A 17,556-nucleotide genomic window follows, 5' to 3' on the forward strand; every position below is an offset into this window, starting at 1 on the left:
AATGTTGGATAATTGTCTGAAATATTGTCGTATGGCGGCCTGCTGCCTGATTCTGGCCGGCTGTGTTTCTTCGGAAACGGAGCCGGCGAGTGAAGAGGCATCGGCTCAGACGTCGGAAGAGCAGCGCAATCAGTGGTTTGAAACGATGAAAGGCAAGCCGGACGAGCCGCGGGAGAACCTGGTGCAGGAAATGCTGCCGATGCCGGAGATGGTGACTCGCGACAATCCGCATATCGTGGCAGGAGATCCGATTTATCCGCCGGTTCTCCGGCTGCCGCCGGAACTGGAAAATAAAACATTGCCGCCGGTGCCGCAATTGGAGTTTGATGATCCGACGCCGGTGGAGGCCGAATTCAATTTCAATGCGGCGGCGCTGGCCGATGTCGTGCCGGTTTTTGCCGAACTGTTGGAGTTGAACTACCTGTTGGATCCGGCCGTCACGGGAACGGTGACGATCAATTTGAACCAACCCTTGAGCCGGAAAGAGTTGTGGCAGATTTTCAACCAGATTCTGAATCTATCGGGTGCATTTGCCGAGTATGACGGACAGTTGGTGAAGATCCGGCCGGCGGCGGCGCTGGGGCAGGTGGCCACCACCGCGTCCGGCGCTCCGGTGGAATTGGGAATCTTTCGGCTGAAGAATATTCCGGTCAAGGATCTGGCTGCGCAGATCAAGCCGTTTTTGAGCAAGGAAGTGACGCCGCTGGAACTGGAAAAGTCCAATTTATTGCTGGTGCCGGATTCACGGGAAGTTTTGGCGAAAGTGCGGGTGCTGATCGCCGAATTGGACCAGCCGGTCCGCAAAGAGTGGTGCAAGATGGTGTTGCCCTGTCGGCGGGTAGCCGCCAGTCGGCTGGTGGCGGAACTCAGTGAAATTCTACCGGTCCTGGGTTTTCCGGTGGTGACGGATAAGGAAAATCCGGCTCCGGAAGCCATTCAGTTGATCAGTCTGGACCGTCTGCAAATTATCGTGGCCGCCGCCGCCAGCCAGGACGCCTTGCTGGAATTGGGTACTTGGATGAATATTCTGGACCAAACGGAAGTCGGCGAACAGGAGCGGCTTTTTATCTATAACATTCAGAACGGCGAAGCCGGTGAGCTGGTCAAGGCGCTGTCGGTGATGTTTCCGGTGGAAGGCACGACGATGACGATGGAAAGTGCCGGCAAAGATACGGCGGCGGCCGCCGCGTCGACGGAGACAATTTCCAGCGAAAGCGAAGCGAAGAGTACCGACAAGAAAATCGACGGACCCGGCAGTGTGTTCGAAGTGCCGGTGAAGGTGTTCGGCGATGCGATTCACAACCGGCTGCTGATCCGGACTACCCCGCGCACTTATGCGATGCTCAAGGCGCTGCTCGACCGGCTCGATACGATTCCGGCGCAGGTGTTGCTGCAGGTGCTGGTCATCGAAGTGAATTTGAACGATTCGGTGAAATTCGGCGTGGAATTCATGATGCAGGGCGGTAACGGCAGCGTTGAAAACCTCGGCGGCACCAATTTTAAGAATCTGGCGCCCGGCACCGGGCAGGATTCCCAGTACGGCGCCAAATACTGGATTTTCAACCCGGACAATCCGGACGAAAAATACGGCTATATCAATGCGCTGGCCGGGCAGACCAATGTCAAGGTCATCTCCAGTCCCCAGGTGCTGATCCTCAGCCATAACGAAGCGGAGATTTCGGTCGGCAACAAGGTGCCGATCGTCAACTCGGAAATCACCAACACCCAATCGGTGGTGCCCAATCCGGACGACGCATCGACCAACCTGGTGCGCAATATCCAGTATCAGGATACTGGGATCATTTTGAAAATCATGCCGAAAGTGACCCGCGGCGGCCGAATTACCATCAAGATGGACCAGACCGTTTCCGAAGCGCAGGAGAACAAGACTTCCAAAATCGATTCCCCGGAAATCCAGGAACGGGTGTTGAAAACGGTCATGAACATCAAGGACGGCCAGACGATCATCTGCGGCGGCATCATCCGGGAGAAAACCACCGATAACCTCGACACGGTGCCGATCATCGGGTCGATTCCGTTCCTGCGGCGCCTGGTCGGCGATACCGATGTTTCCACCCAGCGCACCGAAATGCTGATCCTGATTTCCGGGCATATCGTTTCCGCCGAAACGAAACTGGATGATTTGTTGAAACGCTATAAGGAATCGGTCGACCGGCTGGTGGAATTTGAACAGGCCGCCGACTCGGGCAACGCCGCGAAGGCGGCCAAGCACAGCGGGAATGTGGACCAATGGTTTTTCGAATAACCCCGGAGCAATGTGCCGCATATCGTTCAAGGCTGGAAAAAATTCTGGCCGAACGGTGCGGTGACGAATATGAAAAACTGCGCCGGAATCTTCTGCCGCCGGCCGAAGCCGACCGGATGCTGACCGAACGCGGGTTGCTCAGCGAAAATGATTTGCTGGCGATTTACTGCCGGGAATTGCAGGTAGAGGCGCCGGACGAGGATGAGTTGGTTTTGCCGGAAAAGCTGGCGGACGTGAACGAAGAGTATTTGAGTTCCTATACCATTCTGCCGGGCCGCTGGGATGAAAATGTCTTGGAAATCTGGGCGGCCGACCCTTATTTGCTGGATCAGCACCGTTATGTTTTCGAACAGTTTTTTCATCGGGAGGTGGTTTTTCAACTGGTTCGGCGGACGCTGTTGGAGCGCTGGATTACCAAAGTTTACTGGGACGAGACGGAGAGTGCGCCGCAGGACGGTGAAAGTGAAAGTATGCTGCGGCAGTTGGCCGGCGAAGCGAGAATCGTGCGGCTGGTCAACGAGATGCTCAGCCAGGCGCTGGAGCAGTCGGCCAGCGATATCCATATCGAACCGGAAGAGGAGTCTCTGGTGATCCGCTTCCGGGTTGATGGCATTCTGCGCGAATATCTGTCGTTGCCGGTGAACGACTACCCGGCGATCGCTTCCCGGATCAAGCTGATCGGCGGCTTGAATATTGCCGAAAGCCGGCTGCCGCAGGACGGTCGGACAAAGTTCCAGATCGGACGGTTCGATATCGATATCCGGATCAGCACGATTCCGGTGATGCATGGCGAAAGTATCGTCATGCGGTTGCTGCGCAACGACGCAATGCGTTTCGATTTGCGGGAATTGGGGATGAATCAGGCGCTGCTGAATCGGTTCGGGCGGTTGATCCAATTGCCGCACGGTATTATCCTGGTGGTCGGCCCGACCGGTTCCGGCAAGACGACGACGCTTTACAGTGTGATGCAGCAGTTGAATGACCGGAAACGAAAAATCATTACCATTGAAGATCCGGTGGAGTATCAACTGGCCGGCCTGAGCCAGATGCAGGTCAATCCGAAAATCGGGGTGACTTTCGCTGCCGGGCTGCGGCATATTGTCCGGCAGGACCCCGATGTGATTCTGGTCGGCGAGATCCGGGACCGCGAAACGGCGGAAATTGCGATCAACGCGGCGCTGACTGGTCATCTGGTTTTGAGTACTCTGCATACCAACGACGCGGTAGGCGCGTTGACCCGGCTGGTCGACATGGGCATCGAGCCGTTTCTGATTTCGTCCGCCCTGTGCGGGGTGCTGTCACAGCGATTGGTGCGGAAAGTGTGTACCGTCTGCCAGGCCTCCGGCCATAGCGGCAGTCAGGACGGGCGCTGCCGGAATTGCGGCGGTTCCGGTTATCGCGGCCGCAGCGGCATTTATGAATTGTTGATCCTCGATGAGGAAATCCGGGCGGCGTTGGGGCGTAAGGAGCCGGGAAGCCGGCTTAACGAGATTGCCGTGTGTCATGGCATGATTCCGCTGCTGGACGACGGACGGGACAAGGTGGCGGCCGGTATCACGACCGAAGCGGAAATTTTGCGGATTGCTTCCAGTGTCAGGGAGGGCGGCGGTTGATGCAGCAGTTCCGGTATCTGGTTTTAAAAGGCGATGGCGGCGAAACGGAGATGCGGGTGGAAGCCGGCAGCGAGGCGGAGGCGCGGCGCAAATTGCGGCGGCTCGGCGCCAGGCCGGTGAGACAATTGGCTCTGGAAGAGGAGGGCGACGGCGGCGCAATCTGGAAGATGAGACGCTGCCGTTTCAATGTCTATGCGTTCACCAATCGGCTGGCACCGCTGCTGGCGGCCAACATTCCGCTGGAGAAGGCGTTTGCCGTCCTGGAGGAGGGGGCATTGAATGAAGCGGATTTGAAGGTCATCCGGCAGTTGCGCAAAGGCTTGCACGAAGGCCGGAGTTTTTCCGCGCTGGTCCGGGAGATGCCGCGCCATTTTCCGCCGCTTTACGGCAGTCTGCTTGAAAGCGGCGAGGAATCCGGTTGTTTGCCGGAAGTGGTGAGGGAGCTGCGCCGTTTCCTGAAAGACAGCAAAGAATTTCGCGATTTTATCATCACCAGTTCCATTTACCCGGTCATCGTCGTTTCGGTCACTTTTCTGGTGGTTATTTTACTGTTTACCGTTTTTATTCCGCGTTTTGCCAAAATCTTCGAAGATCTCGGCAAAGAGATGCCGCTGCTGACGAAAATGATGCTGGAAATCGGCAATGCCATTCAGGCGGTCTGGTGGCTGTGGCCGTTGCTGGTGATCGGCTTGATTTACTGGTTCCGGGCGTCGCGCCGCAATGGGCGTTTGAAAGGGGTTCATGACCGGGTGGCGTTGAAACTGCCGCTGATCGGGCCGATCCTCCGGTCGGTGGAAATCGGCCGTTTCGTCCGGACCTTGTCGATCATGACCCGCAATCATGTGCACATTTTGACGGCGGTGCGGATTGCTGGACGGGTAATCGGCAACGGTGAAATTGCCGGCAGTTTTACCGCGGTCGAACAGGAACTGCGCGGCGGCAGCCGGTTGTCGGGCGCCCTGGCGGTGAGTTCGTTCATGGATCGGAGCAGCCTGGCCATGCTGAAAATCGCCGAGGAATCCGGCGAACTGGGCGATATGTTGCAGCGGGTGGCCGAAGAACGGGAAGACGAAACCCGGGTCAAAGTCAAACGCCTGTTGGCTTTGCTCGAACCGATGGTGATCTTGTTTCTGGCCTTTATCGTCCTGCTGGTGGTGCTGGCCATTTTCTTGGCAATTATGGAGATGAACGTCATCAAATAAAAGGGAATACAATGATGAAATCGAACAGAAAAAAGTGGTTCACGATGATTGAAATGGTGGTGGTGATCGTCATTATCGCCACACTGGCGGCGGTGGCGACGCCGCTGTATTTCGAATATGTGAAAAAATCACAGGTCAGCGCCGCCAAATTGCAGATCGGGTTGATCGAGCAGGCGATTTTCAATTTCAGACTGGATACCGGCAAACTGCCGGACCAGAGCCGCGGATTGGAGAATTTGATCACCAACCTCGGCAATCATAAGAAATGGAAAGGGCCCTACCTGAAGGGCGGAGCCATTCCGCCCGACCCCTGGGGCAATGAATATGTCTACAAAAAACCGGGCGACCATGGTGAATTCGACCTCATCAGCTATGGTGCCGACGGACAGCCGGGCGGCTCCGGCGAGGATGCCGATATCGGCAATTGGACGGAAAAAGAACAGTGAAACGAAGCGGCCGGCAAACTGGCTACACGCTGATGGAGATGGTCAGCATTGTCGTGTTGCTGCTGATCCTCCTGAGCATCGTCATCGTTAAAGTCGGCGGCGTGCCGCTGGGAATCAGCCTGGCCGGCGAAGTGAACAAGTTGCGGAGCTTGATGGCCGAGACCCGCCGGGAGGCGGTCGGCCGCCGGGAAGCGATTGCCGTCGTTTACGATCCCGCCACGCGTGGCTGGAGCAATGGCCGGAAGAGCTTCGAATGGCCGGAAGGGGTAACCTGCCGTCGGCGGGAAAATCAGGAATTGACCGAAAAGACGACAATGGTCACTTTTTACCCGGACGGCCGGGCTGGCGAATTGACTTTGACGGTCGGCTGGGAGGATGAACGACGGCAATTGCTGGTGTCGCCGCTGACCGGAAGCGTTCAGGAAAGTGAAATGCCGTGAAGTGGTTCAGCCTGAAAATTCGTGGTTTCACTCTGTTGGAAGTGGTGGTGGCGATGCTGATTTTGAGCGGCGGCCTGGGGGCTTTGCTGTGGCAGCTGGCGTTGGCGTCGGAACGGCTGGAGGCGAACCGGCAGCAATGGGAAGCGGCGCATGAATTGGCGCAAGCGGCGGAGTATCTGCTGTTGTATGGCCCGGAAGCGACGGTAGACCAGCGCTTCCTGAGCGATGAATATCGGGTTTCCGCCGTGTGCAGCGAGGCGGAGGTCGACGGCATCATGCGCCGGCAGGGCAGCGGATGGCGTCTGCGCCATTTGAAAATCCAACTGTGGGATCGGGAGCGAACGCCATTGGAAGAGTTGAATATGGACGTGCTGGTATATGATGAAAATTAGCCTGATTCGCGACCGTTTGAGCCGGAAATGTATGATCAAACGGCAATTCACCTTGCTGGAAGTGGTATTGGCGGTGATGATCTTCGCCGTCATCGGGACGTTGACTTCGGTGGTGTTGTTCGGCGTCCAGCAGAGTTATGAACGAATTACGGCCGGCGGCCGGCAATTGGAAGCGCGAATGCGGCTGGACCGGATCGCCGATGTGGTGCTGGCCAATGCGGTGCCGTTTGTCTGGCCGGACGGCAACGGCAAGGACCGGTCGATTTTTTACGGACAGCCGGACCGGGTTATCCTGGGGTACCGCCATCGGGTGAACGGCGGAGAGGAAAGCGGTTTGCGCTTTATTGAATTGTTCTGTCGCTCCGGACAGTTGGTTGCGCGTTACCGGCAGCAGCCGATTCTTTACTGGGAGTCGGAACCCGGTCGGGAAGAAGCGACGGAAGAGGTGTTGCTGGAGGCGGTGAAGGAGGTGCGTTTCGAATACGCCGACCGCCGGAGGGAGAAAATCGATTGGCGGGGACGGTGGGATGAAAATGACGCACCGCGTTTCCCGGCGGCGATTTCAATGAAAATCATCGAATCGGACGGTACGGAATTGCAATATTTGCGCCGGACGGCCGGCAGTTCCCGTTATTCAACCTATGGAAAGCAGGATGAAACACTGTAACGAAAGCGGAATGGCCCTGATTACAACGCTGGCGTTGATGGCGCTGGTCGGCGTTCTGGTGGCTTCCGCCGTGGCGTTGTCGCAATACACTTCGGCGGAAATCGCCACGTTCACGTCGTTGACGGTCAGCCGCTATCAGGCGGAAGGGGCGGCGAATCGGCTGCTGTACCGGCTGTTGCAGGAGAGCAATCTGCGTTCCGGCCGGCTGCTGGGGGAGAAGGCGAACCCGTCGCGGAATCCGAAGCCGACCGAAGAACTGACAGCGGACGGTTCGCCGCTGCAATGGGACTGCTATGGAAAGGAGCTGACCGTCTGGCTTTACGATGCGGTCTGCGGCTATGCTCTGACCGGTTCGCAGCCGCTGAATTTGCCGGTGCATGACGCGCTGAAAATCGACAAAAGCGAATTTGACCGGTGGCGGAATATTCTGCTGGATTATATCGACCGGGACGATTTTGTTCGGGACGGCGGCATGGAAGCCGTTCATTACCGGCAGCGGAAACTGCCGGTTTTACCGCGCAACGCTCCGTTGCGATATCGGGAGGAAGTGTTCTGGCTGCCGGGTGCTGCGCGCTGGTTTGCGGCGGATGAGCATGGCGTCCTGACGGTTTTCCGGCCGGTTGCACCGGCCGGTTTGGCGGAATTGAACGGCCGGCCGAATTTATTCAGTGCGCCGCTGCCGGTAATTCAGCGGCTGGCCGGTTTGAACGACGAAGAAATCAAGCAGGTGAAGAGAGCGCTGGAAGGGTGGCGGGGGCAAAAAAAGCCGCTGACGGAATCATTGCCGCCCGGCATGATCAGCCGGCTGGGCATGGCCTTGAACCGGCAGGAGTCCGGCGTTTATACGATTTTGGTCGATGCCTCGGAGCCGGAGTTGCCCGGCAGCCGGTTGTGGCTGACAGTCCGGCCAAGGCTGGAAGAAAATGAACTGCATTATTATGAATTTCTCTGGCTGTAGGACGTCACTCCCCGGTTTCCGCCTTGGAACCGGTTGTCGCGGCCGGTTCGATGAGGTTGGCGCGCAGCTGGATGACTTGAGGCGGCCAGCCGGCCGGTTCGACGATTTTGACGGTGACGGTCGCGTCGAGTGAAGTTTCCGCCGGTTGCGGCGTCACACTGAGCAATAGTTCAAAGCGGCGGGCAGCGAGGGGACGCAATTCGGCTTTTCCGTCGGCGCCGGCATAAATTTGGGACTGCAGTTCCAGTTTGACTTCCGGCTGAACGGCTGTCAGGATAAAGCGATAACGGTAGGTCTGGCCGGTTTCCAATTGGCCGGCATAATGAAACGGGGCAGGGGTGATGTTCAACAACGGCCTGGCCTGGCCGCGGACGAGAAAGCGCAGGAAACGCTGGGAGGGGTCATTGGTTTCCAGATAGAGCACTTTGGAAAATTCACCGGAAACGGAATTGGCCTTGACGACGACCGGCAGTTCGGCGCTGTCGCCGGGTGCCAGCCTGGTTTTCGACAGTTTGCCGGCCAGGCAGCCGCAGGTGGAACGAATTTTTCCCAACTGCAACTCATCATCGCCCTGGTTGGTGATCGTAAACGCGTACCGTTTTTCCAGATTGGCCGGGAATTCGCCGAAATCATGGCTGGCCGAAGCAATTGCCGCCACCGGTTCGGCCGTGACCGGCAACATGGCCGCCGACAGCAGCATAACGGCGAAAACCGGGAAATGCCAATGGAGCATCGAATGGTTCTTCCTGTTATTTTCTTTGGGTTTAATTGATTTAGTCTGTTATTGTTCTCTTGGAATAAATTTAGCATTTTAAACCTTGAAATCCATATTTTTATCGAAAAAAGTGCGATAAAGCCTATGGAATATGGGAAAAAAATAGGAAAAAAAGTTTTAATTGAAGGAAAATTTAAAATTTCATGTTATTATAGTAATGCATTGACAAGGCAACTCAAGGCGAAGGGAAAGGGAAAGGGAATGAGATTGGGAAAAAAGCTGCTGCCATTGTTGGTAGTGCTGGCAAGCTGCAGTGGGGTGTATGGAGCCAATGACAACAATCCACCGACTTGTGATCATCCGCTTTCCAAGCGAGTTACGAAGTATGAGAATTTTCGGGTAACTTTCGCGAGCGATCCGCAAAATACTTGTAACGGCTCAAAAACTCTGGCTCAAATTAAAAATGAACTATTGGCGGGGACCCATGGTCAATGCACCAAATATACGGAGTGTGATAATCGTATCGATGGCCAAAGATGTGGAGTAAGAAATCCCGGGAATGACACAAATGTGACGATATCTCACTCGCCGACGATTGCCTCTGAAGTCCAGACCAAGCCGGGAGTATATTCGATAGTGGTATCCGTCACTTGTTCTCACCTTGCAGATGCCAAAAGCAAAACTTATACGATCAACTTGAATCATGATTTTCAGCTTCAGGCTTCCGATAAATGCAGTTTCAATTTGCAATGCAAGCCGGTGTCAACCAATGCGCAATACGTTCAATTGTCGAGTTTTTCCATCCCGGTCAATGAAACGCATCTTTACGGAGTTGAAGACAAAGGAAGCACCGGGGCGTCGGCAGTGACCTTGAAATGTGCGAGGTGTCCAGCGACGCATCAGGAGACGGTATCCCATGCCAAAAGTCTTTCAGCCCCGGAAACCAACGGAGTTGTTGCCCATAATCCTAGCGGCCCGGAATATAGTATCACCTTTCCTTCCGCCGGTTCCTTTACCGTCAAATTTCATGCATCCTGCACAGTTACGCCGAGTAGTTTTATCTTTGATGGTAAGACTTATACCATCTCTTCTTGCGGCAGCAGGGATTTCACCTTTAACGTGACCAGTGCAGAAGTTGCGTCATTGACCGGCACTGCCTCCCAGATGTTCTCCGGAACGGCGACGATCAATGGCGCCACCAGACCGGTGTTGTATATCAAGCCGTTCAGCCGGGAAGGCTCTTCTCAGCAGAATCCGCTCAATTTGACCGCGGTCGCCACCCCCGGCGGCCAATGGCCGACTAAAAATCCGGTTACGAAGGCTGACTTTACCGGCGAAGCTTGTTATCCGAAATGGTCAATTGCCAATTGGAATGGCGGAGCGGTTGCCAATGCCGACAGCATTTTTTTTCCGTCCGCTTCCAATCCGCGTCCGACGGCGACCTTGAAGGCGACGAGCGGAGAATTCAAGATCACCGCGTCCTGCGGCAATTCGAAGGAAGTTTACGTGAAGGTGGTCAATCCGACGACGTCGGTAGATTTCCAGCCGTTGCCGCCGGGTAGCTGGCCGGCTTCCTGGCGCGCGAAGGGCGACGAGCCGCCGCAGAAAAGCCTCATGGCTTCCGGGACCAACGGTTGGCATCCGATCCGTTTGATATTGGGAGCCGATGCGGGAGGATTGCCGAACAAATCGGTGACCCTGACGATTAGGGGGAAGGAAGAAAAATCGTTTGCGGTGTTTTCCGATGCGGCCTGCACGCAGGTGTTCATGGCGCCGGGTCAGACGACGAAGACGTTCACGTTTCCGGCCAATCAGACCTCGCAGACTTATTACTTCGTCGGCCTGAAGGGCGATGAGGAAGTCGATGCCAAACTGGATTTCAGCAGCGGTTCGCTGTCGGTGGACGATCCCGGGGAGGACAAGGTGGAGATCCTGCCGCTTTGCCAGGCCTGCCAGAACGGCCTGTGTCTGCCGGGCGAGGGGAATTATGCGATGAACGAGAATGGTATCGATGCCGATTTTCCGTTGGGCAGCGAGGATTATGGATCCGGCCGGGCGTCGGTGCGGCTGCGGGCGCCGGAGATTTCCTGGGATATGCTGGACAAGGATCACTTCCGGGTTCAGAGTTCCCCAGGCGTCAACGTCACTTATGATCCGGATGGTTATCCGACCCAGGTGATCAGCGGCGGAGAAAAGACGACGTTCGCCTATACGCGTGGTGCGGTCGAAGATTCGGCGTCGATTACCAGAATCGTAATGAAGCACTATGTCGGCGGCGCCGCGACGCCGCACGCCGAAACCGAATTGAAACTGGATTTGAGTTCGACGGTGCCGCAGCTGATCAATGGTTTCAAAGTGACCAGCACGGTTGGTTCGATCGTCCGCAACTACTACTGGCGACAGTTGACGATCGCCTATCCTGAATTTTCCAGTTCCGCCCTTCCGACCTTTCAGTTGTTCACTTGGAGCGGCACCGGCGCGCAGCCGACCGGGCTGGCGCCGGAGTGGATGTCGTGGAGTGAGTCCGGGGATACCCGGATCGAACATCATTTAAAAGGGATCGGGGCCCAGACCGGCATTTATACCAAAATTACCCGCAAGAAAATCGCCGGCATTTACCGGGTGACGGAGATCAACGAGGTCGGATTGCGCAAAACCACTTTCGCGTATGATTTGCAGGGTCGTTTGACCCAGAAAATCGCCCCGGATGGCACCAGGTACAGCTACAGTTATCCAGGGACGGCGCGCGACAGCTATACCGAAACAGAAACGCGCGGAACCTTGACGACCAGGCGGACTTACAGCACCACGGTCAGCGGCAGTAAGATCATTCGTGATATAACGACCACGGTGAACAATACGCTGACTGCCCATGACCGTTATGAGAGCTATTATATCAGCAGTTCCAGCCCTGACCTGCAGATCCGTTACGACGGGAGCACGGAGTTGAAGACGGAGATTTACCGGATTACCGACACAGCCAGCCCATTCCTCGGCCGGACCCGGCTGAGCAAACATCCGGACGGCCGGGTGACGATCTATGAATACAGCCGGGCGGCCAACGGCAACGATACGGTGACGGTGTCCAGCGGAGCGCCGAACAACCCGAACACCCCGACGGCGGTGGCCAACGGCGACCGGACGGTGACGGTGACCAATGCGCAGGGTAAAGTGATCAGCCGGACGCGGTACAGTTCCGATCCGTTCATTTCTCCGACGCTGTACCGCAAGGTGGGGGAGGAGACCAATACGCTTGATTCGTTCGGCCGGATAACCGCGACGACTTATCTGGACGGCACCAGCAGCAGCCGGACCTACGGCTGCTGCGGCGTCACCGAGGAGACCGACCGGACCGGGGTGACGACGACTTATGGTTATGACGAGCTAACCAAACAAATGACTTTCACGGAGCGAAACGGTATCACGACGCTTTACAGCTATGACAACTGCGGTCGGCAGACGGCGGTGACGGTCAAAGGGCGCAGCGGCGGCGAGTTGACGACGACGGTCGGCTATCTGTACAACGCGGTCAGCACGGTGACCGATCCGAAGCGTTTCACGACCCGGTATTCGCACAACTATGCCCAGACCAATTCCTCGACGTTGACGTTGACGGAGACGGTGACGCTGCCGAACAATGCCACCCAGATTTCGACCTATGTCAATGGGCTGCAGACTTCGACGGGAGGAACCGGGCAGCATGCGCAGACCTTCAGTTACGGTCCGAACTGGCAATCTTCGACGCCGTCGAATGTGAAAATCTACACCGACATGCTGGGCCGGCAGTACAAGACCGAATACCCGGACGGCACCAGCGCGATGAATTACTACAATACGAAGGGGCAGTTGGTCAAGTCGGTGACGCCGGGCGGGGTGACGACGCTGTATACTTATAACGTTCGCGGCCAGTTGGCTTCCGAAATAGTGGATATGGATCGCAACGGGACGCAGTCGACCGGCGATATTGTAACGACTTATACGCATAGCTTCGGAACCAGAACGCTGGATGGCCAGTCTGTTACCGTACAGGTTATGACCGTGGCAACGTCAAGCGGAACGAATTCGGTTGAGGTCCGGAAAACCGAGCAAACCCTGGATGGGCTGTGCAGCTGGGTGACGGAGTTCGGCAAAACCGCTTTTTCGAGAACCGAATATCCGGGAGACGGGGTGGTACGAGTAACCGAAATCGATGCGGTTGGAGTAAAGAAAGTGACGACGCAGGAGAACGGGTTGGTTACGAAGGAAGAATTGTTCCACAGTGACGGCGCCGCCGGCAACGTGACGACTTATACTTACGATCAGTTCGACCGGTTGAGCACAATGACCGAGAAACGCAGCGCGACGGTGGTGAATACGCTGGCCAACAACAGCTATGACGCGAACGGCAACGTGCTGATGCGGACGGTGAACGGGCAGTCGGTCAGTATGGCTTACGACAATCTGAACCGGCTGTATAATTATCTGCTGCCCGGGAACCGGATCGTCAACTATGAGTTCCATCCGACCGGCGAGTTGAAGAAGGTGTCGGGAGCGGAGACTTACACGCAGGAGTTCACTTACAACAACTTCGGCGGCCTGTCGACGTTGAAGACCTGGCGTACCAACACGACGCCGCAGGTGACGAGCTGGAATTACGACAGCCGGCAGCGGGTGAAGGAGAAAATCTACGCGGACGGCCGTAAGGTCTCCTATACCTATACGGCGGACAATCAGCCGTTGAAACGGACCTGGGCGCGTGGGGTGACGACGACTTATTCGTATGACAACGGCGGGCGGCAGACCGGCATCGACTACAGCGATGCGACGCCGGACGTGTCGATCACCTACGATTTCCTGAGCCGTCCGGTGACGGTGACCGATGGAGCCGGAACCCGGACTTATACTTATGACAATGCGAAAAACGTGCTGACCGCCGAGACGCTTCCGTATCTGGCTGATACGACGCTGAATTATATCTACGATGCCTATGGCCGCCGCACCGGCCAAGCGTTGAATACCGGCAGTACGACGCATCAGCAGGCAAACTATACCTATGGTACGGACGGTCGTTATGCGACGGTTTCGGACGGCGGTTATACGGCGCATTATACCCACAATGCGGCGGGCCAGCTGTCGACGCTGCGGCTGGCGACGGCGCCGGCCAACCAGACGGTATCGACGGCAACCCGGAGTTTTGACAGCGCTCACCGGCTGACCGGCGTCAGCACGACGGCGGGATCATTGACGAAGAACTATGGTTATACATTGAACATCAAGGACCAGCGGATCAAGACGACGCTGGCGGACGGCAGTTACTGGGATTACGCGTATGACAATTATGGACAGGTGATCAACGCGGTGCGCAAGAATGCTTCCGGAGGGATCGCCGGGCAGTCGTTCAATTACAGTTTTGACCAGGTCGGCAACCGTCAGTCCGCCTTCCAGGGAACGACCGGCAGTGATTCCCAGTGGAGCTATACGGCGAACGCGGTGAATCAGTATTCGCTGATCACCGAGCCGAATGGCACCACTTACGCGCAGGTGCACGATGCGGACGGCAACCTGACCGGCAGTTATACGACGCAGTATGCCTACGATGCCGAGAACCGTCTGAAAACGGCGGATGTCGGGACTTATCGTTATGAGTACGCTTACGACTATCAGGGGCGTCGGATCAGGCAGAAGGTGATCCTGAAATCGGGCGCGACCGGCCAGACGCAGTCGGAGGTCGCTTACGTCTACGACGGCTGGAATGTGGTGGGCGTCTACGACATCACGACGGCGACGCCGACTTTTCAGAAGGGGTATCTGTGGGGTGAAGACCTCTCCGGCAGTCTGCAAGGCGCCGGCGGGGTCGGCGGGCTGCTGGCGGAAAAGCGCGGCGGACAGACCTATCTGCCGGTCTATGACGGCAACGGCAATATCATGAGTTATTTGAATGCCTCGACCAAGGCTTCGGTGGCGGAGTACATCTACGACGCCTTCGGCCGCACGATATCTTCGAGCGGCGCGGAGGCCGACAACTTCACCTATCGGTTCAGCACGAAGCCGATGGACGGTAGTGGCCTCTACTACTATGGTTACCGTTATTACGATCCGCAGCACGGCCGCTGGATCAGCCGCGACCCGATTGAGGAAGAAGGAGGTGTGAATCTGTATGGGTTTATTCAGAATAATGGTGTGAATTATTATGATTTATTGGGGCAAGAAAGAAAGGGATCGAAAAAACATCCTCTTGATCGCTATTATGAGGAGGGCTTGAATCCTATGAATGGTTATGATCCGTTTAATGGCTATCGACCAGTTTGGTTGACACCACCTTCTCATACCCGTAATGATTCTTATATAAATGGTTTATTGAAAGAATTTGTGGTGGCATTTCTGGGGCTTTCTGATTGGGAAATTGATCCTGAAGAATCTTTTTTCTGTTGTTGGAGCCGTTGTGTCGATGATAATAATTGGTTTAATCTCAAACGGCTGGGCGTGACTGCGGGGGAAATGACAGTGATAGGAATGCCTAAAATGTTATTAGAGATGTTTGGTGTTCGAGTAATACGAATGGAGAGAGCATCTCCTTTTGCATGGAAATTGGATAAGACCTTAATGGGTAGAACACGATGGACTACTACTGGCGGAGGATGGTATAAGTTGGGGCAAGCAACTAGGTACACCGCCGTTAGCTTATTGCTGGGAGAAGGGCTTCGATCATATATGTCAATAGGTGACTGTTATTTGAAATGCCAGGCAAAATTTTATCTAAAGGAGGTTGCTAATGAACAATAATAATAACAGATTGTTAGAGGTGCCTGATGAGCCTCCAATGAATTTGATAACAGAGATACAGAAATTATGGGATTTATTCTTTGGATGGTTTCCAGGGGGAAGTTATTATCGGATTAGTTGTAGAAATTATGATATTTTAGATGCTCGAGTAGAGAGCGAAGTGATGGAGATTTGGCAACAGGAAGGCTATGATATCAATAGTATTAAAGATATTTTGCAGCGCCTTGCTTTGCCTTGGCGAAATCGATGGTTATTTTTGCCTCAAGATAACGTGAAGATAATTCTACTTTATTTTAGGGGGGATGGAACAGATGTAACTCAGGATTTTCTTCACGATTATGGTATTACTCTTACCGAATTTATTGAAGAATTTCCGGATTTTCCCACAATCGATTATGTCTCTTTGAAAATATTCATTTCTTATGTATTGAAGCATAAAACGGATAGAACAGTAAAGAAATGTCAGAAATTAGATCATTATATGTGGTAGAGATTGGTTCTGGAAGTGATCTTCTACACTTACGACGCGGCCGGGCAGTTGTCGACGCTGCGGCTGGCGACGGCGTAAAACAATCAGACAGTTCTATGACACCACTACAACGATGCCGACTTTTCAGAAGGGCTATCTGTGGGGCGAAGACCTCTCCGGCAGTTTACAGGGCGCCGGCGGACTGCTGTCGGAGAAGCGTGGTGGCCAGACCTATCTGCCGGTGTATGACGGCAACGGCAACATCATGAGTTACCTGAACGCGTCGACCAAGGCCCCAGTGGCGGAATATGTCTATGACGCCTTCGGCCGTACGGTATCTTCGAGCGGCGCGGAAGCCGACAACTTCACCTACCGGTTCAGCACGAAGCCGGTGGACGGAAACGGCCTATACTACTATGGTTACCGTTACTACGATCCGCAGCATGGAAGATGGATCAGCCGTGATCCGATCGAAGAAAACGGCGGCGTGAATCTGTATGGGTTCGTCGGAAATAATCCTGTAAAGAAGAAGGAATATTTAGGTTTAGATGTTTGGGTTGAAAATTCAACTGCAGTTGATGGGTGGCATAAACGAATTTGTGTAACAGTATGGGAATGGGAAGAGGAATCTACTGAATTTTATGGTTCTTTTATGACCTGCTGTGGAAATGATGGAAAGAAATATGTTCCAATCGGTAAATATTGTATAAGTTTTGGTATGCGTGAGAGAGCCGTGTTAGGATTTTTTGGTGGAGCTTTTGCGGATGGAGGAATTTTTGATTTTGATTCAGGAGGGGAAGATGGCAGTAGCAGTGTAGCCGAACCACACCTAGAGCCAGACTTCGAAAATCCTATTCCTTTTCCTCCGGGATTTGAAGGGCCGACTGCTGATGGGAATGGCGAGATTTATAGCGATATGATTGCGCCTACAGAGAAAATACGACAATATGCCCAAACAGAGTGCAATGAAGATTTCGAAATATTAAACTATATGAAGTCACTTAAAGGTAAAAGGGCAGAGTATTCAATATTGGGACAAAATTGTCGAGATTTTTCTGATATGATGTTTGATTATTTAACTTCAGGAAAGTGAGGTAGCGATGTCTAATAAATGGGAATTTACTTTGAGAGCAATTGGAATAATATGTACGTTTATTTTTATATGTATCTCTTGTATTGCTTGTTTTTTCTTTAATAATAAAATTGGCAATATTGAGGTAAATAATATTAAGATTAGAGTTAATCTAGAGTCGTTGGGTATTTCAGAATTTGAAATGCTATATTCAGATAATGTTGAAGATATCAAACTTATGGAAGAATGGTTAGATAGCCTTAGGAATGATCGAGGAAGTTTTGCATATATGTATATTACATTTGTTCCTGGAGAAATCGAGTTAAATTTTGATAATGTAAATGTCTCTTTCGGTGTAGATAATTTAGTCATAAATACAAAAGATAACGGTAAGGATTTACAATCATTGAAAAAAATGGATGAACTTGATTTCAAAATGAAAGAACGCTTGAAGGAGATCGTAAAAAAAGAAATTAAAAAAAGAAATTATTCATTTCCATATGAGAACAATAGTTATATTTTTAACAAGACAAAAAGCGACTGATGGTTTTGGG

At 53.9% G+C, this 17,556-nt stretch carries 13 protein-coding genes; 12 read left to right on the forward strand and 1 reads right to left on the reverse strand.

Annotation, left to right across the window (positions count from 1 at the left end; translation table 11 throughout):
• Position 1: 1 nt before the first annotated feature.
• Genes HWX74_RS15935 through HWX74_RS15970 form a run of 8 tightly spaced genes read left to right on the forward strand, consistent with a single transcriptional unit; the run spans position 2 to position 7,984 of the window.
• The gene (locus tag HWX74_RS15935) at positions 2–2,266 is read left to right on the forward strand and encodes a secretin N-terminal domain-containing protein (RefSeq protein ID WP_176014482.1); all 2,265 of its coding nucleotides are present in this window, start codon (positions 2–4) and stop codon (positions 2,264–2,266) included.
• Positions 2,251–3,879 carry a GspE/PulE family protein gene (locus HWX74_RS15940; protein WP_176014483.1) on the forward strand — a complete coding sequence of 543 codons (1,629 nt, stop codon included), beginning with the start codon at positions 2,251–2,253 and terminating at the stop codon, positions 3,877–3,879. Before HWX74_RS15935 ends, HWX74_RS15940 begins: the two co-directional genes overlap by 16 nt.
• Positions 3,879–5,081, forward strand: coding sequence for a type II secretion system F family protein (locus tag HWX74_RS15945; RefSeq protein ID WP_176014484.1), 1,203 nt, complete (start codon positions 3,879–3,881; stop codon positions 5,079–5,081). Before HWX74_RS15940 ends, HWX74_RS15945 begins: the two co-directional genes overlap by 1 nt.
• An 11-nt stretch (positions 5,082–5,092) precedes the next feature.
• Entirely contained in the window at positions 5,093–5,527 is a 435-nt protein-coding gene (gspG, locus tag HWX74_RS15950; RefSeq protein ID WP_176014485.1) for a type II secretion system major pseudopilin GspG, read from the forward strand.
• A complete protein-coding gene (locus HWX74_RS15955) occupies positions 5,524–5,967 on the forward strand; it encodes a GspH/FimT family protein (protein WP_176014486.1) in 444 nt (147 codons plus the stop codon). Before gspG ends, HWX74_RS15955 begins: the two co-directional genes overlap by 4 nt.
• Positions 5,964–6,359, forward strand: coding sequence for a prepilin-type N-terminal cleavage/methylation domain-containing protein (locus tag HWX74_RS15960; RefSeq protein ID WP_176014487.1), 396 nt, complete (start codon positions 5,964–5,966; stop codon positions 6,357–6,359). The genes HWX74_RS15955 and HWX74_RS15960 overlap by 4 nt, the downstream gene beginning before the upstream one ends.
• Positions 6,346–7,026 carry a type II secretion system protein GspJ gene (locus HWX74_RS15965; protein ID WP_176014488.1) on the forward strand — a complete coding sequence of 227 codons (681 nt, stop codon included), beginning with the start codon at positions 6,346–6,348 and terminating at the stop codon, positions 7,024–7,026. The genes HWX74_RS15960 and HWX74_RS15965 overlap by 14 nt, the downstream gene beginning before the upstream one ends.
• Complete coding sequence (locus HWX74_RS15970; RefSeq protein ID WP_176014489.1) at positions 7,013–7,984, forward strand: hypothetical protein; 972 nt, start codon at positions 7,013–7,015, stop codon at positions 7,982–7,984. The genes HWX74_RS15965 and HWX74_RS15970 overlap by 14 nt, the downstream gene beginning before the upstream one ends.
• Before the next feature lie 4 nt (positions 7,985–7,988).
• On the opposite strand, the gene HWX74_RS15975 is transcribed toward HWX74_RS15970, so the two are convergent.
• Positions 7,989–8,717 carry a DUF1573 domain-containing protein gene (locus HWX74_RS15975; RefSeq protein ID WP_176014490.1) on the reverse strand — a complete coding sequence of 243 codons (729 nt, stop codon included), beginning with the start codon at positions 8,715–8,717 and terminating at the stop codon, positions 7,989–7,991.
• A gap of 1,101 nt (positions 8,718–9,818) precedes the next feature.
• Between HWX74_RS15975 and HWX74_RS15980 the strand changes: the two genes are divergently transcribed.
• From HWX74_RS15980 to HWX74_RS15995, 4 genes are all read left to right on the forward strand, one after another.
• On the forward strand, positions 9,819–15,461 hold the full coding sequence (locus tag HWX74_RS15980; protein WP_176014491.1) for an RHS repeat protein: 5,643 nt from the start codon (positions 9,819–9,821) through the stop codon (positions 15,459–15,461).
• Positions 15,451–15,951, forward strand: coding sequence for a hypothetical protein (locus HWX74_RS15985; protein ID WP_176014492.1), 501 nt, complete (start codon positions 15,451–15,453; stop codon positions 15,949–15,951). The genes HWX74_RS15980 and HWX74_RS15985 overlap by 11 nt, the downstream gene beginning before the upstream one ends.
• Positions 15,952–16,063: 112 nt before the next feature.
• Complete coding sequence (locus HWX74_RS15990; protein ID WP_176014493.1) at positions 16,064–17,023, forward strand: RHS repeat domain-containing protein; 960 nt, start codon at positions 16,064–16,066, stop codon at positions 17,021–17,023.
• A gap of 7 nt (positions 17,024–17,030) precedes the next feature.
• A complete protein-coding gene (locus HWX74_RS15995) occupies positions 17,031–17,546 on the forward strand; it encodes a hypothetical protein (RefSeq protein WP_176014494.1) in 516 nt (171 codons plus the stop codon).
• Positions 17,547–17,556 lie beyond the last annotated feature (10 nt).

The organism is Victivallis sp. Marseille-Q1083 (genome assembly GCF_903645315.1).
Taxonomy (GTDB): domain Bacteria; phylum Verrucomicrobiota; class Lentisphaeria; order Victivallales; family Victivallaceae; genus UMGS1518.